A 24048-nucleotide genomic window follows, 5' to 3' on the forward strand; every position below is an offset into this window, starting at 1 on the left:
CGGTGTTCTCCGTACCTTCCGTGGCTAAAAGGCCTTTTTACACAACGTAGAAAATGACCGCGCACATCCACAAGCTCGCCATATTCGGTGTCGGCCTGATCGGCGGCTCGGTTGCGCTGGCGTTGAAACAGGCTGCTGCAGTGGGTGAGGTGGTTGGTGTAGGGCGCAGCCGCGCCAACCTGGATGCAGCACTCAAGCTGGGTATCATTGATCGTATCGCCACTACTGCCGCAGACGCAGTGCAAGACGCGGATGTTGTGCTGCTCGCGGTGCCAGTTGGTCAAATGGCTGTGCTGATGCTGGAAATCGCACCGCATCTGGGTGCGGAAACGATAGTTACTGACGCGGGCAGTACCAAACAGGATGTGGCTGCGCTGATGCAACAGCACCTCGCCGCGCACCTGCCCAATTGCGTACCCGGCCATCCCATCGCCGGGGCGGAAACCTGCGGAGCCGCAGCCGCCCGCGCTGACTTGTATCAAGGCAGGAATGTCATCCTCACGCCCTTGCCGCAATGGAACAAGGCTGCGCTGGAAAAAGTGCGCGCGCTCTGGCAGGCCTGCGGCGCCAAGATCAGCGAAATGCCCGCCACCCAGCATGATGCCATCTTCGCCACGGTCAGCCATTTGCCGCACCTGCTGGCCTACACGCTGGTGGACATGATCGCCCGTCGTGACAATGCCGACACCCTGTTCAGTTTCGCCGCCAGCGGCTTTCGCGACTTTACTCGTATTGCCGGCAGCAGCCCGGAAATGTGGCGCGATATTGCGCTGGCGAACCGGCAGGCGTTATTAAATGAAATTGAGCAGTATCAGGCCAGCCTGGAACAGATGCGGATAGCTTTGACAGCAGAAGATGCAGCAGCATTGGAAGCGACTTTCAAGCGTGCGCAAACGGCACGTGTGCGCTGGTCCGAGGAATAATCGGGCCCGTTTGTATTGCCTTACCCAAGCATTGTCCACATGAACTGATAATGGAATTTCTCGACCTCTCTCCACTGATTCGTGCCCGCGGCAGCATTCAGCTACCGGGCTCCAAAAGCATTTCCAACCGCATTCTGCTGTTATCCGCGCTGGCGCAGGGCACCACGGAAGTCAAAAGCCTGCTGGATTCCGACGATACCCGCGTGATGCTGGACGCACTTGCCCGGCTGGGGGTGAACTGGACCCGCCAGGGCGATACGCAGGACTATGTCGTACAGGGTGTGGGCGGGGCGTTTCCGGTCAAGCAGGCCGAGTTGTCGCTGGGCAATGCCGGCACCGCGTTCCGCTCGCTGACCGCAGCCTTGGCGCTCTCCGGAGGAGATTACACCTTGAGTGGTGTTGCGCGCATGCACGAGCGGCCGATCGGCGATCTGGTTGATGCCTTGCGCCAGCTTGGCGCGCGGATCGAATACCTGGGCAACGCGGGTTTCCCGCCGCTGAAAATTGCACCCGCGCACTTGACGGAAACGCACGAAGTGGCGGTGCGCGGCAATGTGTCCAGCCAGTTCTTGACCGGACTGTTGCTGGCGGCACCCCTTACCGGGAAATCCATCACCATCCGTGTTATCGGCGAACTGATTTCCCGACCCTACATCGAGATTACGCTGAACCTGATGCGTCGCTACGGTGTGGAAGTCCAACGTGACGGCTGGCAAGCCTTCACGGTGCCTGCGGGCCAGGCTTATCGCAGCCCCGGCACGATTTATGTGGAAGGCGACGCCTCTTCGGCGTCGTATTTCCTCGCCGCGGGTGCCATCGGCGGCGGTCCGGTTCGGGTGGAGGGCGTAGGCAGCGCCAGCATTCAGGGTGACATTCGTTTTGCCGAGGCGCTGCAGCAGATGGGCGCAGACATTACGATGGGCGAGAACTGGGTGGAAGCATCTTCTCGGGGGCGTCTGCATGGCATCGACGCAGATTTCAATCATATCCCCGATGCCGCCATGACCATCGCTGTGGTCGCCTTGTTTGCGCAGGGGCCTACCACGCTGCGCAATATTGGCAGCTGGCGGGTGAAGGAAACCGACCGCATTTACGCCATGGCAACGGAGTTGCGCAAGGTCGGGGCCGTTGTCGAGGAAGGTGCAGATTACCTGCGCGTGACGCCACCCGTGCAGTTGCAACCCGCAACCATTGATACCTACGACGATCACCGCATGGCGATGTGTTTTTCGTTAGTGACACTGGGCGGCGTGGCAATGCGCATTAACGACCCGAAATGCGTGAACAAGACATACCCGGGATATTTCGATGCGTTTGCAAGCATCACCCGGCGCGCAGACATCCCGGTTATAGCGATTGATGGGCCGTCAGCTTCCGGTAAGGGCACGGTCGCAGCCCTGGTCGCGCAGGCGCTGGGTTTCCATTATCTGGACAGTGGGGCGTTATACCGGCTTACTGCACTGGCTGCACAAAAGCACGCGATTGCGCTGGATGATGAGGCCGCATTGGCGCAGCTCGCGCGTAATCTGAACGTGCGTTTCGAAGGGAATGAAATCTGGCTGGACGACGAGCGGGTGAGCGATGAATTGCGCACGGAAATAATCGGGAATGGCGCATCCAAAGTGGCGGCACTCCCTGCGGTGCGCAGCGCCTTGCTGGAACGCCAGCGTGCCTTCCGTCAGGCGCCTGGGCTGGTAACCGACGGACGCGATATGGGCTCGGTGGTGTTCCCCGATGCTGCGGTTAAAATTTTTCTCACCGCCAGCGCCGAAGAACGCGCACAACGTCGCTATAAGCAGTTGATGGAAAAAGGATTCAGTGCTAATCTTACAAACTTGCTTGAGGAATTACGTGAGCGCGACGCACGGGATGCGGCGCGCAGCATAGCCCCGCTCAAGCAAGGCGCGGATGCCACCCTGCTGGAAACCACGCACCTGACCATCGACCAGGCAGTCGCCAGCGTGCTGGCTAGCTACCAGGCCAGGCAGTCCGGGCAAGGTGTCTGAACCCGATGATCGGGTTTGGGCTTTGTTAATAATGAACCCCGCATTTCATCGCGGATTTTTAGGCCTTTACATTTAATGATGTCTACTGCTTCTTCCTCTACCACCGAACCCAGTTTCGAAAGCTTTGCCGCCCTCTTTGAAGAGAGTTTGACGCGCCAGGAATTGCGCGCGGGTGAAGTCATTACCGCCGAAGTCGTGGCGATTGACGATAATTTCGTTACCGTAAATGCCGGGCTGAAATCCGAAAGCCTGATTGCTACTGAAGAATTCCGTGATGACCACGGTGAACTGGAAGTCGCCATAGGCGATTTCGTCAGCGTGGCCATTGAAATGCTCGAAGACGGCTATGGTTCGACCAAGCTGTCGCGCGACAAGGCCAAGCGTCTGGCCGCCTGGATCAGCCTGGAGAAATCCATGGAAGACGGCGAAATCGTCACCGGCATGGTGAATGGCAAGGTCAAGGGCGGTCTGACTGTGATGGTGAACGGCATCCGTGCCTTCCTGCCCGGCTCGCTGGTGGATATCCGACCGGTCAAGGACACCGCGCCGTACGAAAACAAGGAAATGGAATTCAAGGTCATCAAGCTCGACCGCAAGCGCAACAACGTGGTGGTATCGCGTCGTGCCGTGCTGGAACAGAGCATGGGTGCCGATCGCCAGGTGTTGATGGACAGCCTCAAGGAAGGCGCCATCGTCAAGGGCGTGGTCAAGAACATCACCGACTACGGCGCATTCGTGGATCTGGGCGGCATCGACGGCCTGTTGCACATCACTGACATGGCATGGCGCCGTGTCAAGCATCCATCCGAAGTGGTGCAGGTGGGCGACGAAGTAGAAGCCAAGATCCTCAAGTTCGACCAGGAAAAAAACCGCGTTTCCCTGGGCATCAAGCAATTGGGCGACGACCCCTGGAGTGGTCTGTCACGTCGCTACCCCACCGGCACCCGCATGTTCGGCAAAGTGGCCAATCTGACCGACTATGGCGCGTTCGTGGAAATCGAGCCGGGTATCGAAGGCCTGGTGCACGTGTCCGAAATGGACTGGACCAACAAGAATGTGCATCCTTCCAAAGTGGTTCAATTGGGCGACGAAGTGGAAGTCATGGTGCTTGAGATTGACGAAGAGCGCCGCCGCATCTCCCTGGGCATGAAACAGTGCAAGTCCAATCCTTGGGATGATTTCGAAATGAATCACAAGAAGGGCGATAAAGTGAGCGGCCAGATCAAGTCGATTACCGACTTCGGCGTGTTCATTGGCCTGCCAGGCGGCATCGATGGTCTGGTGCACCTCTCTGATCTGTCCTGGAGCCAGCCTGGCGAAGAAGCCGTGCACAACTTCAAGAAAGGCGATGAAGTGGAAGCCATGGTGCTGGCCATCGACGTGGAACGCGAGCGTATTTCGCTGGGCGTGAAACAGATGGAAGGTGACCCGTTCAACAATTACGTGTCTGCTTTCGACAAGGGCAGCATGGTCAAAGGTACGGTCAAGTCCATGGATGCCAAAGGCGCCGTGATCCAGTTGGCAGATGAAGTCGAGGGTTACCTGCGTGCCTCCGAGCTGTCGCGTGATCGTGTGGAAGACATCCGCACCCACCTCAAGGATGGCGACGAAGTCGAGGCCATGATCATCAACGTTGATCGCAAGAACCGCAGCATTAACCTTTCGGTCAAAGCCAAGGATAACGTTGAACAGACCGAGGCGCTGCAAAAGCTGGCGGGTGATCAATCCGCAAGCACAGGGACGACAAGTCTGGGTGCGCTGTTGAAAGCCAAGCTTGATAATAAAAACCTCGAGTCCTGAAAGGCGTGTTCATGACCAAGTCGGAGTTGATTGTGCGGCTAGCCGCACGCTATCCCCAGTTGGTCGTTACCGACGCTGAACTGGCGGTCAAGACCATACTGGATGCAGTTTCCAAAAGCCTGGCGGAAGGCGAGCGGATCGAAATTCGCGGGTTTGGCAGCTTTAGCCTGAACTATCGCCCCCCCCGTTTGGGACGTAATCCTAAAACCGGTGAGAAGGTAGCGGTACCCGAGAAATACGTGCCTCACTTTAAAGCGGGAAAAGAGTTGCGTGAGCGCGTGGATTGCAAGGAAGTTTGAGTTCGGTAGCTTAAGGAGTTTGTCAGTGAATGGTTTAAGCCGGTGTTAAATTATTCAGGGGCAGGCTTAAAAAAACGGCATGTCGTAAGACATGCCGTTTTTTTATGTTCGAAGCGGGATGCAAAGGTTAAAATCAGGCATTGCCGATGAGCAGGGGAAATTGATGCGTTATTTTGGGTGGCTCGTGAAGGGTTTTTTGTTCATTCTGCTGCTTGGGTTTGCAGTAAAAAACAGCGATGTAGTGACCCTGACTTACTATCTCGGTTATCAATGGCAGGCCCCCCTGGTGCTGATCATATTGATGTTTTTTGTGGCGGGCGCAGCAGTAGGCGTCGCTGCATGTATGGGATATCTGTTTCGCCAACGCCGTGAACTGACGCATTTGCGCAAGGAAGTCCAGGCCAGACAAATTGTCTTGCCTGATGAAATATAGCCAAATTAATCGAGCGCACAAAAATAATGGAATTTGAACTTTGGTGGCTACTGGCCTTGCCGCTTTTTTTTGGATTGGGATGGCTTGCAGCGCGCGTGGATATTCGTCACGCGATGAGCGAATCGCGCAGCCTGCCCGCATCGTATTTCAAGGGGCTTAATTACCTGCTCAACGAGCAGCCTGACAAGGCCATCGAAGCATTTATTGAAGTTGTCAAAGTGGACAGCGATACTGTGGATTTGCACTTTGCGCTGGGAGGGCTGTTTCGTAAACGCGGTGAGGTGGAACGCGCCATACGCATGCACCAGAATCTGGTCGAGCGCGATGATTTGCCGAATGAGCAAAAACTCAAGGCGCTGTCCGAGTTGGGACAGGATTACCTCAAGGCGGGAATTCTCGATCGCGCCGAGACTATCTTTAATCAGTTGGAGCAAACAACGTACGCTGCAGAAGCGCGCCAATTCCTGCTGGAAATTTACGTGCAGGTGAAGGACTGGCACAAGGCGATTGCCGCCGCACGCGAGCTCGCACCGATTTCCAGTAAACCGTACCACATAGAAATCGCGCATTATTTTTGCGAACTCGCGACCATCGAAAACGTTCACGGCAATCCTGAAGCTGCGCGGGCATACCTTGCCGAGGCATTAAACGTTAACCGCAACTGCGTACGCGCCAACATGTTGTTGGGTGAAATTGAAGCCACAAGTGGTGCGCATGAAGCCGCCATCGCATTATGGAAACGCGTAGAGGCGCAGAGTGGCGCCCATTTGACGCTGATCACCGATCGCTTGATGGATTGCTATCGCACGTTGGGGCGCGAAGAAGAAGGGCTGGCGTGGTTGCGCGCCGCCCTGGCCCGGCATCGCACGTTCGAGCTCTTCAACGCCGTTTTTGCCGGCACCCTTAAAATCCAGGGTGCGGAAGCCGCCTACCAGCTGGCTCAGGAAGAGTTGCGCCGCAGCCCGAGCCTGCGCGGCCTGGATCGCTATCTGGAGGCCGAGTTGCTGGACGCGCCGATGGAGCGGCGCCAGGATCTGCAAATCATCAAGAGCCTGGTGTACAGCTACAGTCAGCGCCAATCCATGTATCAATGCGAAAAATGCGGCTTCAAGGCGCGCAGCTTTTTTTGGCATTGCCCGGCATGCGGCAGCTGGGATAGTTTTCCGCCGCAGAAAAGGGAAGAATGAACGATCCGAAAATCATTGTCGCGCTGGACTATCCGGACGCCGGCAGCGCCGTGGCGCTGGTTGCCCGGCTCGACCCACAGCTATGCCGTCTCAAGGTCGGCAAGCAGTTATTCACCGCGGCTGGTCCCAGGCTGGTGGAATCGCTTGTCAACAAGGGGTTCGCGGTGTTTCTCGACCTCAAGTTCCATGATATCCCCACTACCGTAGCCCTTGCCTGCAAGGCGGCGGCAAACCTCGGTGTGTGGATGATGAATGTCCATGCACTGGGCGGGAGTTCCATGATGCGCGCTGCGCGTGAGGCGTTAGGCGAGTCCGCGCAACGTCCGCTGCTGATAGCGGTGACCCTACTTACCAGCATGAGCGAATCGGATATGGCCGAGATTGGCCTAAACGGCAGCCCGCAGGATGCGGTATTGCGCCTGGCCTCGCTGACCCATGCAGCCGGACTGGATGGCGTGGTCTGCTCGGCGCAGGAAGCAGCCCTGCTCAAACAGAAGCTCGGCAAGTCGTTCTGTCTGGTTACTCCCGGCATACGTCCGGCGATGGCTGCGCGGGGTGATCAGCAACGCGTCATGACCCCGGTTGCTGCGCTGGCGGCGGGTTCGGATTATCTGGTAATCGGCCGGCCGATTACCCATGCGACAGATCCACTCAAGGCTTTGCAGGACATTCACACTGAAATATCAAAAGAGGAGAGCTTATGAAAGTTACGGTCATCGGAACAGGCTATGTCGGCCTGGTAAGCGGAACCTGTCTGGCCGAAGTCGGCAACGACGTATTGTGCCTGGACGTGGACGCCAAGAAAATCGCCATCCTCCAGGGTGGCGGCATTCCCATTTACGAGCCCGGTCTGGAAGATATGGTGAAACGCAACGTGGCTGCCGGCCGTTTGCGCTTTACTACTGATATCGAAGCAGCCGTGCATCACGGTGCTATCCAGTTCATTGCCGTGGGCACACCGCCGGACGAGGACGGTTCCGCCGACCTGCAATACGTGGTCGCCGCCGCGCGCAACATCGGCAAACACATGACCGAGTACAAGCTGGTGGTGGATAAGTCCACTGTTCCAGTGGGTACTGCCGACAAGGTGCGTGCGGCATTGCAGGAAGAACTCGACCGACGCGCGGTCAAACTGGAATTCGGTGTTGCCTCCAATCCGGAGTTTCTCAAGGAAGGCGCCGCGGTAGAAGACTTCATGCGCCCGGACCGTATTGTCATCGGCACCGATAACGAGCATGCCACACAAATGATGCGTAACCTGTATGCGCCCTTTCAGCGCAACCGCGAACGTCTCATCAGCATGGATATCCGTTCGGCGGAACTGACCAAATACGCCGCCAATGCGATGCTGGCGACGCGTATTTCGTTCATGAACGAACTCGCCAATCTGGCGGAAAAACTCGGGGCGGACATCGAAAACGTGCGACACGGCATTGGCTCGGACCCGCGCATTGGCTATCACTTCCTCTATCCCGGTTGTGGCTACGGCGGTTCGTGCTTTCCCAAAGATGTGCAGGCATTGCGCCGTACTGCGGGCGAATACGGCGCACCGATGCACGTCATCGATGCGGTGGAAATTGCCAATGATGCGCAAAAGCACGTGCTGCTGGACAAGATCCTTGCACGTTTCGGCAATGATCTGCAGGGCAAGACCTTTGCTCTCTGGGGGCTGGCATTCAAGCCCAATACCGACGACATGCGCGAGGCTCCCAGTCGCGTACTGATGGAAGGTTTGTGGGAACGGGGCGCCAAAGTGGTGGCGCATGATCCAGCTGCCACGCATGAAACCCAACGAATTTATGGCGATCACCCGCAATTGCAGCTGGTGGATACCCCCATGGCGGCTTTGCAGGGCGCGGATGCGCTGGCTATTGTGACCGAGTGGAAAGTATTCCGCAGCCCCGATTTTGGCGCCGTAAAAGCAGCATTGAAAAACCCGCTGATTTTCGATGGTCGCAACCTGTACGACCCGGCCAGCATGCGTGAGGCAGGCTTCGAATACCTTGCCATCGGCCGCCAATGAAACTGGATCAGCTTTTGGGTGGCGCGCGCATCCTCGTTGTTGGGGATGTCATGCTGGACCGCTACTGGTTCGGCGATGTGGCGCGGATTTCGCCCGAAGCGCCGGTGCCGGTAGTCAAGATCAACCGTCAGGAGGAGCGCCTGGGTGGTGCCGCCAACGTGGCGCGCAATGCCGCAGCACTGGGCGCAAACAGCACACTGCTGTCGGTGGTCGGCGCCGACGAGGCGGGTGCTGCCGTCGCCCGCTTGCTGCAGGAGGATGGCATCCACGCCAGCCTGCACCAGGACGCCACACTGGCGACCATTATCAAGCTGCGCGTCATCGGCCGTCAGCAACAATTGCTGCGCATTGATTTCGAAACACCGCCCAGCGATGCCGTGCTGGCCGACAAACTGGACCGTTTCCACGCCATGCTGGCGGATTACGCGCTGCTGATTTTGTCCGATTACGGCAAAGGCGGGCTGACGCATATTGAAACCATGATTGCCGGCGCCAACGCGCGCGGGGTGCCGGTGCTGGTCGACCCCAAAGGCGACGACTATGCGCGCTACCGCAATGCCACCTTGCTTACACCCAACCGCAGCGAATTCCGCGAAGTGGCGGGAAGCTGGAAAAGCGAGAACGAATTCCGTGCCAAAGCCGAAGCGTTGCGCCTGGAGCTGAACCTGAAAGGTCTGCTGATCACCCGCAGCGAGGAGGGTATGACCCTGTTCACGGCCGAGGGCGTGTTCCACCAGGCGACCGAAGCACAGGAAGTGTTTGACGTCAGCGGCGCCGGCGATACTGTGATTGCCACGCTGGGCGTCATGCTGGCGGCCGGGCTGACACTGGAAGAGTCCGTCACTTGGGCCAACCGTGCGGCAGGTATCGTGGTCGGCAAGCTGGGTACGGCGGTGGTGCATCCGCAAGAACTGTTCATCGAAGACAAGGAATAAGCATGTATTACGTAGTGACTGGGGCAGCCGGCTTTATCGGCGCAAATATTGTCAAGGCGCTGAATGAGCGCGGCATCACCGATATCATCGCGGTGGATAACCTTACCAAAGCCGACAAATTCAGGAATCTCACCGACTGCGAAATTGCGGATTACCTGGATAAAAACGAATTTCTCGAACTCATCCACTCGGAAGCCCTGGATGGCGAAGTGGCGGCGGTGTTCCACGAAGGCGCGTGTTCCGACACCATGGAAACCGACGGCCGCTACATGATGGAAAACAACTACCGTTACTCCATGGATCTGCTCAATTTCTGCCAGGATAACGACGCGGCTTTCCTGTATGCCTCGTCGGCCTCGGTGTACGGTGCCGGCAGCGTATTCAGCGAACAGCGCGCGCACGAATCGCCGCTCAATGTCTACGGTTATTCCAAGTTCCTGTTCGACCAGGCGGTGCGGCGCATGTGGCACGACAGGACTGCGCAGATTGTCGGTTTCCGCTATTTCAACGTATACGGCCCGCGCGAACAGCACAAGGGACGCATGGCCTCGGTGGCGTTCCACTTCTTCAACCAGTACAGCGCCCACGGCAAGGTGAAGCTGTTCGAAGGCTGTGACGGCTACGCCAACGGCGAGCAGCGCCGCGACTTTGTTTCCATCGAAGATGTCGCCAAGGTCAACCTGTGGTTCCTCGATCACCCGGAGCAGTCCGGCATTTTCAACCTCGGCACCGGCCGCAGCCAGACCTTCAACGATGTCGCGGTCGCTGTCATCAACACCTGTCGTGTCCATGCAGGCGAAGCGGCGCTGGATCTGGCTACGCTGCAAGCGCAGGGCATCATTGAATACATGGATTTTCCCGAAGCACTCAAAGGCAAATACCAGAGCTTCACCCAGGCTGATATTTCCGCGCTGCGCCAGGCCGGCTACGACGCATCGCTGCTGACCGTGGAACAGGGCACGGCGCGTTATGTCGAGGTGTTGCGCGCCAAACAGGGGATGTAAGCCATGCCGCACTTTAAAACCATCGAAGACTTCGTCGGCAATACGCCATTGGTGCGCCTCAAGCGTATGCCGGGCGCAACCAGCAACATCATTCTGGTCAAGCTGGAGGGCAACAATCCGGCCGGCTCGGTGAAAGACCGTCCGGCACTGGCGATGATTACCCACGCCGAAGCGCGCGGCGAGATCAAGCCAGGCGACACCCTGATCGAAGCCACCAGCGGCAACACCGGCATCGCACTGGCGATGGCCGCCGCGATGCGCGGATACAAGATGATCCTGATCATGCCCGAGCACCTGTCCATCGAACGCCGCCAGACCATGCGCGCTTTCGGCGCGGAAATCATACTCACCAGCAAGGCGGGCAGCATGGAAGAATCCATCGATGTGGCCAATCGCATGCAGGCCGAAGGTAAAGGTATCATCCTCGACCAGTTCTCCAACCCGGACAATCCGCTCGCGCACTATGAAAGTACCGGCCCGGAAATCTGGCGCGATACCGAAGGCAGTATCACCCATTTTGTCAGCAGCATGGGCACCACCGGCACCATCATGGGTACCTCGCGCTATCTGAAAGAGCAAAACCCGGCGATCCGGGTGGTCGGCGTGCAGCCCAAGGACGGCGCGCAAATCCCCGGCATCCGCAAATGGCCCGAGGCCTACCTGCCAAAAATCTGCGATTTCTCGCGCATCGACCAGATGATCTACGTCGGCCAGCAGGACGCCGAAGAAACCACCCGGCGCTTGGCGCGCGAGGAGGGCATCTTTGCCGGCGTATCCTCCGGCGGTGCGCTGTTTGCGGCGCTGGAACTGTCGAAGCAGGTGGAAAATGCCGTGATCGTTTCCATCGTGTGCGACCGCGGGGATCGGTATTTGTCCACCGGCGTGTTCCCGGCGTGACGGCTACCGTCAATATTGCCTTGCCTGGATCTTGCCCTGGCAGCGCGAAACCGGCTGCGAATGACCCCAATGGCTAAAGCAAAAACCCTCTATTCCTGCACCGAATGCGGCGACACCCTGAGCAAGTGGCAAGGCCAGTGCCCTTCCTGCAAAGCCTGGAATACGCTGGTGGAAACCGTTGCCGAGGCCGCCGCGCCGTCGCGTTACAGTGCGCTGTCGGTGGTGAGCGAGGTGTTGTCACTGGCTGAGGTGGAGGCGGTGGAGGACGAGCGCGTTGTCACCGGCATCAGTGAGCTGGATCGAGTGCTGGGCGGCGGGGTGGTGAAGGGCGGGGTGGTACTGATCGGTGGGGATCCGGGCATCGGCAAATCCACGCTGCTGCTGCAGGCGCTGTCCGGCATGAGCGCGGCGCACAAGACGCTGTATGTGAGCGGCGAGGAATCGGCACGGCAGATCGCCTTGCGCGCGCATCGCTTGCAACTGGATGCGGCGGAACTGCAGTTGCTGGCGGAAATCCAGCTGGAAAAAATTCTTGCCACGCTCAACCAGCACAAACCTTTCATCGCGGTGATTGATTCCATCCAGACGGTTTATTCCGAGGCCTTGCAATCGGCGCCCGGATCGGTGGCGCAGGTGCGCGAGTGTGCGGCGCAATTGACGCGCTACGCCAAGCAGACCGGCACGGTGATTTTTCTGGTCGGCCACGTGACCAAGGAAGGTGCGCTGGCCGGGCCGCGCGTGCTCGAGCATATCGTCGATACGGTGTTGTACTTCGAGGGCGACACCAGTTCCGCTTTTCGGCTGGTGCGGGCGTTCAAGAACCGTTTTGGCGCAGTGAACGAACTGGGCGTGTTCGCGATGACCGACAAGGGGTTGAAAGGCGTATCCAATCCGTCGGCGATTTTCCTGTCCGGGCATAGTGCGGACGTGCCCGGATCGTGCGTGATGGTGACCCAGGAAGGCACGCGCCCCTTGCTGGTGGAGATTCAGGCGCTGGTGGAGTCGTCGCAGTCGCCCAATCCGCGCAGGCTCAGTGTCGGTCTGGAGCAGAATCGGTTAGCCATGCTGCTGGCGGTGTTGCACCGCCATGCGGGGCTGGCGTGTTACGACCAGGATGTGTTCATCAACGCCGTGGGCGGGGTGCGTATCAACGAGCCGGCAGCGGATTTGCCGTTGCTGCTGGCGATAGTTTCATCCTTCAAAAACAAGGCAATGCCGGATAAACTTGTGGTGTTTGGCGAGGTAGGGCTGGCGGGAGAAATCCGGCCGGTACAGCGTGGGCAGGAGCGCCTGAAGGAGGCCGCCAAGCTGGGTTTCACCCGTGCCATTGTACCTGCGGCCAACAAGCCGCGTCAGGCAATTTCAGGGATGGAGATCATTGCAGTAGAGCGCTTGCAGGATGCGGTAACCTATCTGCGCGAGCACGGGTAGCTATGCTGGGTTTAACCTTTTTCCCGCGCCAGCTTGAGTTTTTCTTTTTCAAGACGTTTGATCTGCTGCGTGGCCATTACTACGTCGGGATGAAGCTTGGTGAACTTTGCCAATAACTCAGCGCGTTTGACTTTAAGCGACTGGATTTTTTTATCCAGTTGAACGATGGCGATCTGGTTAGGTTGAGCTTTTTTGGCTTTCCCGCCATGGTTCTCTGGTCTTGCGGAGAAACTCTGAATCACAGACTGGCTGCCTGGGGCAGCAGGCACAGGCACGGTAACGATGGATTTAATGTAACGGGTAACAGGCGGTGGATGACCCGTGTCCGAACCCACGGTCAGAGCGATGATTGCCAGCACAGCCACCGTGGCAATTCCAAGGCTGATCATGCTCAGCAGCGTGCGCAACATTGCCTTGTCGGTCTGTCTGGTACGCTTCAGCAGTGCGGCGGGGGTGTCATCCGGAGTTGGCTTGATTGGCTGAACGGCAGTTGGGGTAACACTGCGCAGCGCGCGCAGGTCGGCGGCCATGTCACGCGCAGACTGATAACGTTCTGCAGGCCGTTTGGATAACGCGCGCATGACAATGCGATCAAACGGCTCCGGCACACCCTTATTGATGCTGCTGGGTGGAGCGGGTTCGAAGTTCATAATGTTGTAGAGAATGGTGCCGAGATCGTCTCCGGCAAAGGGCGGATGGCCGGTCAACATTTCGTACAGCACGATACCCAGCGAGAACACATCGCTGCGGCCATCCACAACTTGGCTCTGTACCTGTTCCGGGGACATGTAACGCGGCGATCCCAGCAATGTACCGTCTCCGGTTTTTTCGCTGGTTGGAATCTGGGCGATACCGAAATCGGTAATTTTAACGATTCGGCCACTGCGCATCAGAATGATGTTGGCAGGTTTGATATCGCGATGAATGATGCCGTGCTGGTGAGCATAGGCCAAGCCATTGGCAATCTGCAGGGTAATGTGTGCAATGCGTTCAATGGAGAGGTGAATATGGTTATCGAGCAGCATATCGAGCGACTCGCCTTCCAGATATTCCATCGCGATGTAGGCACTGCCTTCGGTTTCGCCTACGTCGTAGATCGTTACAATATTGGGGTGATTAAGGCGGCCCGCCGATTTGGCTTCGCGGTAGAAACGTTCCTCGAACACCTGGTGTGCCTGATGTGACAGGTCCAGTCGTATGGTTTTGAGCGCCACGGTACGCTCAATCAGGGGGTCATGCGCTTTGTAGACAGTGCCCATCGCGCCGTGTCCGATTTCGGCAGCGATTTCGTATCGTCCCAGTTTGAACTGGGACTTATTGGACAATTTGGCGCTGGTTTCAGTCATTATTCAGTTCGATGATCCGTCCTTTAACGTCTGCGCTCTCAGCGCCCATCAAATACAGGTAAGCGGGCATCAGGTCGGGCATCTGTGGCAGCGTGTCCGGATCTTCGCCGGGGTGGGTCCGGCGACGCTTGGGTGAGGCCACCGGCCCTGGAATCAGGGTATTGATGCGCATGTTGGGGTAGAGTATTTCCCATTCTTGCGTCCATATTTGTGTCAGGGGCTCCACACCTGCTTTGGATACCGCATAGCCGCCCCAGTAAGCTGCAGGGTGGTGACCGTGGGATTCGCCGGTCAGGATCACCGATGCGCTGGGTGATTGTTTGAGCAGAGGCAGGCACGCGCGGGTCAGCGCAAAGGGTGCAATCAGGTTGACACGCATCAATGTGAGCCATTGCTCCATGGTTTGCAGTTCGAGCGGGCAGGCGCTGTAAAACATGGCTGCATTGTGCAGGATACCATCCAGGCGTTTGAGTTGCATGCCGATCGAGCCAGCCAACCCTTCATACGCCTTATCGTCTGCAACATTCAGATCGAGTGGAATGATGGCGGCTTGCGCATAGCCAGAGGCTTCGATTTCGTCATAAACCTGTTCCAGTTTGGGCACATCGCGGCCGTGCAGAATCACGGTGGCGCCGTGTTTTGCGTAAGCCAGTGCGGCTTCGCGGCCCAGACCCTGGCCTGCGCCAGTAACGAGAATGACGCGATCTTTCAGTAAATCAGTGGGTGCCTGGTAATTTTTCATGCTTGGTCCAATATCAGTTGTGCGCATTTTACGCCACTTCGTGTTGCTGCTTCGAGGGTGGCCGGGTAATCGCTGGCAGTGTAATCTCCAGCCAGAAAGAAATTCTTGAGCGCCGTGACCTGATCCGGGCGCTGCAACCCGGCGTCGCACGAATAGGTGGCGCGTTTTTCGACAATGGCCTTATGCCAGAGCGGCGCCGGTAAAGTGCCCAGCGCGCTGCGCAATTCTGCATCCAGGTGCTGTGCCAGCGCTTCCGGAGCAAGGTTGCGGTGATGGCCTTCGGCGCTGATGACCACGGCCAGAAGACCATGCTGGCCGTGGGTCATTCCGCGATCAAATACCCATTGTGCGAGTCCGTCAGTCAGGCCCAGCATGGGTTTCGTGAGTGTCACCTGGGCAGGGTACTGCAAATATACCGTGGCTATCGGCTGATACCGAAATGCATTGATCAAGGCGCGTACCTGGTCCAGCTTATCCAGCCCGGCCAGCAGGCGCATTGCCTGGTGCGGTGCCACGGCGCAGATCAGGTGGGTATGGTGGTTGCCATTCACATTAAACCCCGCTGTGGTTTGGGTAATCGCGTCCACTGCTTTCCCGGTCGTCACGGCACCGCCATGTGTGCGAACAAAATCCGCAGCGGGCTGCGGAAACAGCGCGGAGAGATCGCGAACCGGAAAAACCAGGTCGCTGTCGCTGCGGTGGCGTGCCAGACTGTCGCGCAGCACGTTGAGGAAGACTTGCGCCGAGGCGGTGGCAACTGGTGTATTGAGCGTGGCGATACATAATGGCGCCCACAGCTTGTCCACCAGTGCAGCCGGCTGGGCGTGCTGCGCCAGCAACTGGACAACCGGCAAATCCTGCATTAATTTGAAATGCGCGCGGCGTTGCGCCAGCATGAAACGAATGGCCGCAAAGCGTTCGCTGACGCTCAAACCGCGTGCTCCGAGCAATGCCAGTAAAGTATTCAGCGGCGCAGGCAAGCGCGGAGCGGAGAGTTGCAAACCGCCCAGGGTATGCAATTGTAGTGGCCGGCGCTGCCACGCCGCGCTTTGCGGCGCTACCAATTCGACCAAGCGCAATGTCTCGCTGTATGCCCCCACTAGCAGGTGTTGCCCGTTATCAACACAAATATCGTTTAACGTCACCTGGCGTGCCCGCCCGCCCAGTATTTTGCCTGCCTCGAACACGCTTACTTTCGTTCCATGCTGGGCCAAGGTCACGGCAGCGGCCATGCCTGCGTAACCTCCACCGATAATGGCGACGTGCCGGGTCAAGCTTTCATCCAGGTGCGCCACGCGATCCACAGTTTGCGCAGGGGGGTGAGTGCGGTGCGCTGGGTGAGTACCTTGAATCCCTCGCTGCGGATTTCTTCCAGCAGAGTGCGATAAATGCCTGCCATCACCAGCCCGGTACGCTGGGCCTTGCGATCGGCATGAGGCAGGGCGGCAAAGGCTTGTTCATAGAAATGCTGGGCGCGCTGGTACTGGTATTCCATCAAGCGGCGGAAATTGTCGGTCTCGCGCGCATTGAGGATGTCAGCAGCACTCACATTGAATTGTTCCAATTCATCCATTGGCAGATAAATACGGTTGCGACGGGCGTCTTCACCTACATCGCGAATAATGTTGGTGAGTTGAAATGCCAGGCCCAGGTCCGCAGCGTAGCGCAGGGTGGCGCGTTCGGTGTAGCCGAAAATAACCGCAGATAGTTCACCGACTACACCCGCCACGCGGTGGCAATACAGTCGCAGCGATTTGAAATCGGCATAGCGATGCTGGGTCAAATCCATTTCCATGCCATCGATGATTTCCAGTAATTGTTCGGCGGGCAGATCGAACTGCTTGATGACCGGCGCCAGCGCGTGGCTGACTGGATGATGCGGCTGTCCTCGATACAAGTCACCCACCTCGGTGCGCCACCAAGCCAGTTTGGTATGGGCCACATTGGGGTCGGTGCACTCGTCGGCAATGTCGTCCACTTCGCGGCAGAAGGCGTACAGCGCAATAATGGCGCGGCGTTTTGGGGGCGGCAGGAACATGAAGCTATAGTAAAAGCTGGAGCCGCTGGCGGCGGCTTTATCCTGACAGTACTGGTTGGGATCCAAGGCGGTGTCCTATTTGGCGCGCACGGCGCGATATAGCATGTTGAGCCAGTCCGCGGCGTTCAACCGGGGGCGCTGGGTGTAGATATCGCCACGGGTTTTATGCAATTTTTCCAGAATGGTGGCGCCGCCCATGATAATCATGCGTAACTCCAGTCCGATGCGACCTTTGAGCACTTTGCCCAGTGGCGCTCCGCCCTGCAATATTTTACGGGTTCGCTCGATCTGCGCCAGCATGAATGGCTGCCACAGCCCACTCGCGTCATGGTGGGCAATCTGTGCTTCGTCCACTTGGTACTTGGCCATCTCGTCCTGCGGCAGATAAATGCGGCCTTTCTGGTAATCGATCGCGATATCCTGCAAAAAATTGATCAATTGCAGGCTGGAGCAGATGGCGTCTGAATAGGCCACGCTGCGTGTGTCGGTTTCTCCATACAGGGCGAGCATTAGCCGGCCCACCGGGTTGGCGGATTTTTTACAATATGCCATTACCTCGCCAAAATGAGCGTAGCGGGTTTTGACCACATCCTGTGAAAATGCGTCCAGCAGATCGCGGAATGGCTGCAAAGGGAGTGCATGCTTGCGGATGACCGCTTCCAGTTGCTGGAATAATGGGGTGAGGGGAGGGTGATGCGTTTCGATGCGGCTTAATTCCTCGCGGTAAGCATCGAGTGCAGCCAGGCGTTGCTCCGCCGTCGCGTCCCCTTCATCGGCGATATCGTCTGCGCTGCGCGCAAAACGGTAAATGACCGCAACCGGGTGGCGCAGGCGACGTGGCAGCAGAATGGACGCCACTGGAAAATTTTCGTAATGACCAACAGACATGTAAGGTAGCGAGCAGTGGCATCGATAATTGGCGCTATGGGCATAGAAGCTGACAGCGAAGGCGCAATTATATTACACTTGGCGGTTTGCGAAAGTGGCGGAATTGGTAGACGCACTGGATTTAGGTTCCAGCGCCGCAAGGTGTGGGGGTTCGAGTCCCCCCTTTCGCACCAGAATTTATAACTCATTCATCAGTCAGCAAGGATTTCCCCAATGCAAGCCACCCTCGAGCAAATCAGCACTCTGGAACGTCGTATCAACCTGGCCGTGCCGATGCAACAGATCGAAACCGAGGTCAGTAACCGCCTCCGCGACATTGCCCGCAATACCAAGCTGGATGGTTTCCGCCGTGGCAAAGTACCCATGAGCCTGGTTACCAAGCAATACGGTGGACAGGTTCATCAGGAGGTGCTTGGCGACGCGGTGCAGAAAAGTTTTATGGAAGCGATTCAGGCACACCAGCTCAAAGTAGCAGGCTATCCGCGTATAGAACCCAGGGCGGACGCGACAGACAAGACGTCTATCGAATTTTCTGCCACCTTCGAGGTCTATCCTGAAGTCACCCTGGGCGATGTCAGTTCAGCCAGAATCACGCGGCCTGTTGTCACGGTAAGCGATGCCGATGTGGACAAAACTCTCGATGTTTTACGCAAACAACGTGTCCAATTCAATACCGTCGACCGTGCATCACAGCCTGGCGATCTGGTTACCCTGGACTATATCGGGAAAATTGATGGTGCTGTATTTGAGGGCGGCGAGGCCAAGGGTTTTCGAGTCGTGCTGGGCGAGGGACGCACGTTGCCGGAGTTTGAAGCAGCGCTGGTTGATGTGAAAGCAGGTGAAAACAAGTCTTTTGACGTGACTTTTCCGGAGGCTTATCAAGCCAAGGAACTGGCTGGTAAAACGGCGACGTTCGAAGTGTCTGTCACGGATATTGCGGCACCGAAATTGCCGGAAGTGGACGCAGAGTTTGCCACGAGTCTGGGGGTTGCCGATGGCGATGTGCAAAAAATGCGCGCCGAAATCCAGGCAAATCTTGAGCGTGAAGTGAAAAATCGCATTCAGGCCAGGCTCAAGGAACAGGTCATGCAGGCGTTCTTGGACAGCACTAAGATTGAGGTGCCCAAGTCGCTGCTGGAAATGGAAACCCAGCGCCTGATGCAAAACGCGCTGAAAGACATGCAGGCGCGTGGAATGAATGTTAATCCTAATGACGTGCCGTTACCTGCCGATATATTCACTGAGCAGGCAATGCGCCGGGTCAGCCTGGGGCTGATTCTGGCCGAAGCAGTACGTGTCAATGCATTGACTGCCAGGCCGGAGCAGATCAATGCCCTGATACAGGAATTTGCGCAGAGTTACGAAGATCCACAGGAAGTGATAAAGTGGCATCATCAAAACCCGGAGCGCATGCAGGAAATCGAATCGCTAGCGTTGGAAAACAACGTGGTGGAATGGGCTCTGGAACGTGTTCAGGTTGAAGACCAGTCGATCAGTTTCGACGAATTGATGGGGAAGGCGTGACAGGATGATGGAAAGCCGTAGTTGGGAGCCGCAAGGCTTGGGTCTGGTACCCATGGTGGTCGAACAAAGCGGCCGGGGCGAACGCGCCTACGATATTTATTCGCGCCTGCTTAAAGAACGCGTAGTGTTTTTGGTAGGCCCGGTAAATGAAGTCTCTGCCAATCTGGTCGTGGCGCAATTGCTGTTCCTCGAATCGGAAAACCCGGACAAGGATATCTATTTGTATATCAATTCCCCCGGGGGGTCAGTGTCCGCCGGTCTGTCCGTGTATGACACCATGCAGTTCATCAAGCCCGATGTGAGTACCCTTTGCATGGGCCAGGCGGCAAGCATGGGCGCGTTCCTGCTTACCGCAGGCGCCAAGGGCAAGCGTTTTTGCCTGCCCAATTCACGCATGATGATTCACCAGCCCAGCGGCGGTTTCCAGGGGCAGGCTTCGGATATTGAAATCCATGCCAAGGAAATTATTTATTTGCGGGCAAGGCTTAATGGCTTGATGGCTCATCATACCGGGCAGCCTGTAGAAATCATTGAGAAAGACACGGATCGTGATAATTTCATGAGTGCGGAAGATGCCGTGAAATATGGCCTGGTAGACAAGGTAATTACCAGCCGCATGGACAACGTCGGTTAACGCCGGCCAGCTTAGCATCGGAGAGTTTCATGTCAGATAAAGGAAGCGGCGAAAAACTGCTCTATTGCTCGTTTTGCGGCAAAAGTCAGCACGAAGTTCGCAAGTTGATCGCAGGGCCTTCTGTATTCATTTGTGATGAGTGCGTGGATCTGTGCAACGACATCATCCGTGAAGAAGTGCAGCAGGGACAGGGCGGCAAGTCCGGGAAATCCGATTTGCCTACTCCTCGCGAGATTCGGGAAATTCTGGGTGAATACGTGATTGGTCAGGAAAAAGCCAAACGTATTCTCTCGGTGGCCGTCTACAACCACTACAAGCGTCTGCGCCATCTTGGTGGCAAGGATGAAGTGGAATTGGCTAAAAGCAATATTCTGCTGATCGGCCCCACCGGTTCGGGCAAAACCCTGTTGGCACAAACCCTGGCGCGGCTATTGAATGTTCCTTTCGTGATCGCCGACGCGACGACGCTGACCGAAGCTGGCTATGTGGGCGAGGATGTGGAAAACATCATCCAGAAATTGCTGCAAAAGTGTGATTACGATGTAGAGAAGGCAAAAAACGGCATTGTTTACATTGATGAAATAGACAAGATTTCACGAAAATCCGACAATCCATCGATTACTCGTGACGTATCTGGCGAAGGTGTACAGCAGGCTTTGCTGAAACTGATCGAAGGCACTACCGCTTCGATTCCCCCTCAGGGTGGCCGCAAACATCCGAATCAGGAATTTGTGCAGGTTGACACCAGTAACATCCTGTTTATCTGCGGCGGAGCTTTCTCAGGCCTTGAAAAGGTGGTGCAAAACCGCTCTTCCAAAGGCGGCATAGGCTTTGGTGCGGAAGTCAAAAGCAAGGATAACAGTCGCAATATTTCGCAACTGCTGCGTGATGTAGAGCCCGAAGACCTGATCAAGTTCGGTCTGATTCCAGAATTCGTCGGACGTTTGCCCGTCGTTGCTACACTGGAGGAACTGGATGAAGAAGCACTGGTTACCATACTGACCGAACCAAAAAATGCGCTGACCAAGCAATATGCAAAATTGTTCGAGATGGAGGGTGCAGAACTCGAGTTTCGCGACACTGCTTTGGCAGCGATAGCCAAACGCGCTCTGGAACGCAAAACCGGGGCGCGCGGGCTACGTTCCATTATTGAGCATGCACTCCTCGACACCATGTTCGAACTTCCTTCCATGGACAATGTCACTAAGGTAGTTCTGGATGAATCGGTTATTACCGGTGAGGGTAAGCCTTTGCTCATTTATTCCGACCAGCCCAAAGTTGCCTCCTGAAACATCGCGGACATCCTTAAAGGTTTTCCGCGCGTAAAAAAGTTTTTCATTGGATTCAATCGCTTAAAGCACATCAGTGCAGGTGCGACTTGAATTTGCTTGAGCCGCCCTGCATTTGGTGTCCTGGTCTATTTTTACTGACATAAGGTTAAACACCATCATGGCCTTACTCCAAGATACCGAAGAATTAACGCTCCCACTTTTACCATTGCGAGACGTCGTCGTTTTCCCGCACATGGTTATTCCATTGTTTGTTGGTCGGCCAAAATCCATCAAGGCGCTGGAAACCGCGATGGAGTCTGGTAAGAGCATTCTGCTGGTCGCACAAAAATCCGCTGCCAAAGATGAACCGTCACCGGATGATTTGTACACTATCGGCACCATTGCAACGATATTGCAAATGCTCAAATTGCCTGACGGTACCGTAAAAGTGCTGGTGGAAGGCAATCAGCGCGCCAATGTAATCGAGTATTCCGATGTGGATACCCATTTTGTTGGGCGCGCCGAACTGGTTCCTGTCGATGATACGAGTGCCGACAACGAGGCAGAGGCAATGCGCCGCGCTCTGGTTGCGCAGTTCGACCAGTACGTGAAGCTCAACAAGAAAATTCCGCCTGAAATACTCACCTCGCTGGTGGGTATTGACGAAGCCGGACGCCTGGCGGATACCATTGCGGCGCATCTTCCCTTGAAGCTGGAACAGAAGCAGGAAATCCTGGAAATGTTTCCGGTGCGTGCACGTCTCGAGCATCTGATGAGCCTGATGGAAGGCGAAATCGATATATTGCAGGTGGAAAAGCGCATCCGTGGACGTGTCAAACGTCAGATGGAGAAAAGCCAGCGCGAGTATTATCTTAATGAGCAGGTCAAGGCAATCCAGAAAGAGCTTGGCGATCTGGAAGAGGGGGCCGATCTCGAAGACCTCGAGAAGCGCATCCAGGAAGCGCACATGTCCAAGGAGGGTCTTGCCAAGGCCGAGTCAGAGCTAAAAAAACTCAAGCTGATGTCACCCATGTCCGCAGAAGCCACGGTTGTGCGCAGCTACATTGAAACCTTGGTGGGTTTGCCCTGGAAGAAAAAAACCAAGATCAGTAAAGACTTGAAAAAGGCTGAAGCGATTCTGGACCTTGATCATTACGGCCTGGACAAGGTCAAGGAACGCATCGTCGAATACCTGGCGGTTCAGCAGCGTGTGGACAAACTCAAGGGTCCAATTCTGTGCCTGGTCGGACCACCCGGTGTGGGGAAAACTTCGCTTGGACAATCCATTGCCAAAGCCACGAATCGCAAGTTTATCCGTATGGCCCTGGGTGGTGTGCGCGACGAATCCGAAATTCGCGGTCATCGCCGTACCTATATTGGCTCCATGCCGGGCAAGATCCTGCAGAGCATGAGCAAAATAGGCGTGCGTAACCCACTTTTTCTTCTGGATGAAGTGGACAAGATGGGGCAGGATTTCCGCGGCGACCCATCCTCTGCGCTGCTGGAAGTACTGGATCCGGAACAGAACCACACCTTTGCAGACCACTATGTTGAGGTGGAATTTGATCTTTCCGACGTAATGTTTGTAGCGACTGCGAATACCCTGAACATTCCTGCACCGCTGCTGGATCGCATGGAAATTATTCGTTTGTCGGGTTACACCGAGGACGAAAAAGTGAGTATTGGCGAGCGTTATCTGGTAGGCAAGCAGATGAAAGCGAATGGTCTCAAACCCGAGGAATTCTCGATATCCGAGAGCGCATTGCGTGACATCGTACGTTACTACACGCGTGAAGCCGGGGTGCGTAACCTTGATCGCGATATCGCCAAAATTTGTCGCAAAGGGGTCAAGGCTCTGCTCTTGAAACAGGGCAAAGCCAGCAAGATCAGCGTGACTGCACGCAATCTGGAAAAGTATCTGGGCGTGCGCCGTTTCAATTACGGTGTTGCCGAGAAAAACAACCAGGTTGGTCAGGTAACCGGTCTCGCATGGACCGAGGTAGGCGGCGAGTTGCTTACTATTGAGGGTGTGCTGTTGCCGGGTAAAGGCAAGATGATTACGACAGGCCAGCTCGGCGAGGTGATGCAGGAATCTATCCAGGCTGCGATGTCCGTAGTGCGTAGCCGTTCCGCAGTGTTGGGTATTCCGCAGGATTTCTACCAGAAAAATGATATCCACATTCATCTGCCGGAAGGCGCCACACCAAAAGACGGACCGAGTGCAGGTGTGGGCATTTGTACTGCGATGGTATCGGTACTGACGGGTATCCCGGTGCGTGCAGATGTGGCGATGACCGGTGAAATCACGTTGCGTGGCGAAGTGCTGCCTATTGGCGGATTGAAGGAAAAATTACTGGCGGCGCATCGAGGTGGAATCAAAACCGTACTGATTCCTGAAGAAAATGTGCGCGACCTGGTGGATATTCCGGAGAACATCAAGAATAAGCTGGACATTCGACCAGTGAAATGGATAGATCAGGTGCTGAACATGGCGCTGGAACGCATGCCGGAAGGTTTGCCAGAGTTGCCAACTCCGCCGGTAACTGAGACGCCACCCGCGGCTTCGGCCGAAACGGATAAGGTGGCAGTCATTACCAAGCACTGATCGAGACGTTTTTTGTTGGTGTTGTGAATGCCGCCCTGATGGGCGGTTTTTTTTGGCCAAAA

At 56.4% G+C, this 24048-nt stretch carries 21 protein-coding genes and 1 tRNA gene; 17 read left to right on the top strand and 5 right to left on the bottom strand.

Annotation, left to right across the window (positions count from 1 at the left end):
- The first annotated feature begins 53 nt into the window (after nt 1–53).
- The 12 genes from ACFDAU_RS07485 (at nt 54) to radA (ending at nt 12938) form a co-directional block, all read left to right on the top strand.
- The gene (locus ACFDAU_RS07485; protein WP_413439344.1) at nt 54–923 is read left to right on the top strand and encodes a prephenate dehydrogenase; all 870 of its coding nucleotides are present in this window, start codon (nt 54–56) and stop codon (nt 921–923) included.
- 50 nt (nt 924–973) lie between these two features.
- Nucleotides 974–2929 (top strand): bifunctional 3-phosphoshikimate 1-carboxyvinyltransferase/cytidylate kinase, encoded by a 1956-nt coding sequence (locus ACFDAU_RS07490; RefSeq protein WP_413439345.1) that lies wholly within the window; start codon nt 974–976, stop codon nt 2927–2929.
- Nucleotides 2930–3007: 78 nt separating this feature from the next.
- Nucleotides 3008–4729 (top strand): 30S ribosomal protein S1, encoded by a 1722-nt coding sequence (rpsA, locus tag ACFDAU_RS07495; RefSeq protein ID WP_413439523.1) that lies wholly within the window; start codon nt 3008–3010, stop codon nt 4727–4729.
- Between the two features lie 11 nt (nt 4730–4740).
- On the top strand, nt 4741–5028 hold the full coding sequence (locus tag ACFDAU_RS07500) for an integration host factor subunit beta (protein WP_413439346.1): 288 nt from the start codon (nt 4741–4743) through the stop codon (nt 5026–5028).
- Between the two features lie 91 nt (nt 5029–5119).
- Nucleotides 5120–5461: a LapA family protein gene (locus ACFDAU_RS07505; protein ID WP_413439347.1), complete on the top strand. Its 342-nt coding sequence runs from the start codon at nt 5120–5122 to the stop codon at nt 5459–5461.
- Between the two features lie 26 nt (nt 5462–5487).
- The gene (gene lapB, locus ACFDAU_RS07510; protein ID WP_413439348.1) at nt 5488–6648 is read left to right on the top strand and encodes a lipopolysaccharide assembly protein LapB; all 1161 of its coding nucleotides are present in this window, start codon (nt 5488–5490) and stop codon (nt 6646–6648) included.
- A complete protein-coding gene (gene pyrF, locus ACFDAU_RS07515; RefSeq protein ID WP_413439349.1) occupies nt 6645–7352 on the top strand; it encodes an orotidine-5'-phosphate decarboxylase in 708 nt (235 codons plus the stop codon). Before lapB ends, pyrF begins: the two co-directional genes overlap by 4 nt.
- Nucleotides 7349–8671, top strand: coding sequence for a UDP-glucose dehydrogenase family protein (locus ACFDAU_RS07520; RefSeq protein ID WP_413439350.1), 1323 nt, complete (start codon nt 7349–7351; stop codon nt 8669–8671). Before pyrF ends, ACFDAU_RS07520 begins: the two co-directional genes overlap by 4 nt.
- On the top strand, nt 8668–9606 hold the full coding sequence (gene rfaE1 / locus ACFDAU_RS07525) for a D-glycero-beta-D-manno-heptose-7-phosphate kinase (RefSeq protein WP_413439351.1): 939 nt from the start codon (nt 8668–8670) through the stop codon (nt 9604–9606). The genes ACFDAU_RS07520 and rfaE1 overlap by 4 nt, the downstream gene beginning before the upstream one ends.
- 2 nt (nt 9607–9608) lie before the next feature.
- On the top strand, nt 9609–10610 hold the full coding sequence (gene rfaD / locus ACFDAU_RS07530; protein WP_413439352.1) for an ADP-glyceromanno-heptose 6-epimerase: 1002 nt from the start codon (nt 9609–9611) through the stop codon (nt 10608–10610).
- A gap of 3 nt (nt 10611–10613) precedes the next feature.
- A complete protein-coding gene (gene cysM, locus ACFDAU_RS07535) occupies nt 10614–11507 on the top strand; it encodes a cysteine synthase CysM (RefSeq protein ID WP_413439353.1) in 894 nt (297 codons plus the stop codon).
- A 69-nt stretch (nt 11508–11576) separates the two neighbouring features.
- The gene (radA, locus tag ACFDAU_RS07540) at nt 11577–12938 is read left to right on the top strand and encodes a DNA repair protein RadA (protein ID WP_413439354.1); all 1362 of its coding nucleotides are present in this window, start codon (nt 11577–11579) and stop codon (nt 12936–12938) included.
- A gap of 11 nt (nt 12939–12949) precedes the next feature.
- On the opposite strand, the gene ACFDAU_RS07545 is transcribed toward radA, so the two are convergent.
- From ACFDAU_RS07545 to hpnC, 5 genes are read right to left on the bottom strand one after another with little or no spacing between them, the layout of a single operon-like run.
- The gene (locus ACFDAU_RS07545) at nt 12950–14284 is read right to left on the bottom strand and encodes a protein kinase domain-containing protein (protein WP_413439355.1); all 1335 of its coding nucleotides are present in this window, start codon (nt 14282–14284) and stop codon (nt 12950–12952) included.
- Nucleotides 14277–15026 (bottom strand): YciK family oxidoreductase, encoded by a 750-nt coding sequence (locus ACFDAU_RS07550; RefSeq protein WP_413439356.1) that lies wholly within the window; start codon nt 15024–15026, stop codon nt 14277–14279. The genes ACFDAU_RS07545 and ACFDAU_RS07550 overlap by 8 nt, the downstream gene beginning before the upstream one ends.
- The gene (gene hpnE / locus ACFDAU_RS07555; RefSeq protein ID WP_413439357.1) at nt 15023–16300 is read right to left on the bottom strand and encodes a hydroxysqualene dehydroxylase HpnE; all 1278 of its coding nucleotides are present in this window, start codon (nt 16298–16300) and stop codon (nt 15023–15025) included. Before hpnE ends, ACFDAU_RS07550 begins: the two co-directional genes overlap by 4 nt.
- On the bottom strand, nt 16297–17130 hold the full coding sequence (hpnD, locus tag ACFDAU_RS07560) for a presqualene diphosphate synthase HpnD (protein WP_413439358.1): 834 nt from the start codon (nt 17128–17130) through the stop codon (nt 16297–16299). Before hpnD ends, hpnE begins: the two co-directional genes overlap by 4 nt.
- Before the next feature lie 9 nt (nt 17131–17139).
- A complete protein-coding gene (gene hpnC, locus ACFDAU_RS07565) occupies nt 17140–17952 on the bottom strand; it encodes a squalene synthase HpnC (protein ID WP_413439359.1) in 813 nt (270 codons plus the stop codon).
- An 88-nt stretch (nt 17953–18040) separates the two neighbouring features.
- Between hpnC and ACFDAU_RS07570 the strand changes: the two genes are divergently transcribed.
- The 5 genes from ACFDAU_RS07570 (at nt 18041) to lon (ending at nt 23986) form a co-directional block, all read left to right on the top strand.
- A tRNA-Leu gene (locus ACFDAU_RS07570) sits at nt 18041–18125 on the top strand.
- Between the two features lie 40 nt (nt 18126–18165).
- Nucleotides 18166–19476: a trigger factor gene (gene tig, locus ACFDAU_RS07575; protein ID WP_413439360.1), complete on the top strand. Its 1311-nt coding sequence runs from the start codon at nt 18166–18168 to the stop codon at nt 19474–19476.
- 4 nt (nt 19477–19480) lie between these two features.
- Nucleotides 19481–20110: an ATP-dependent Clp endopeptidase proteolytic subunit ClpP gene (gene clpP / locus ACFDAU_RS07580; RefSeq protein ID WP_413439361.1), complete on the top strand. Its 630-nt coding sequence runs from the start codon at nt 19481–19483 to the stop codon at nt 20108–20110.
- 29 nt (nt 20111–20139) lie between these two features.
- Nucleotides 20140–21399: an ATP-dependent Clp protease ATP-binding subunit ClpX gene (gene clpX / locus ACFDAU_RS07585; RefSeq protein ID WP_124703859.1), complete on the top strand. Its 1260-nt coding sequence runs from the start codon at nt 20140–20142 to the stop codon at nt 21397–21399.
- 160 nt (nt 21400–21559) lie between these two features.
- On the top strand, nt 21560–23986 hold the full coding sequence (lon, locus tag ACFDAU_RS07590) for an endopeptidase La (RefSeq protein ID WP_413439362.1): 2427 nt from the start codon (nt 21560–21562) through the stop codon (nt 23984–23986).
- Nucleotides 23987–24048: the final 62 nt, after the last annotated feature.

It is taken from the genome of Sulfuriferula sp. GW1 (assembly GCF_047300855.1).
Taxonomy (GTDB): domain Bacteria; phylum Pseudomonadota; class Gammaproteobacteria; order Burkholderiales; family Sulfuriferulaceae; genus Sulfuriferula.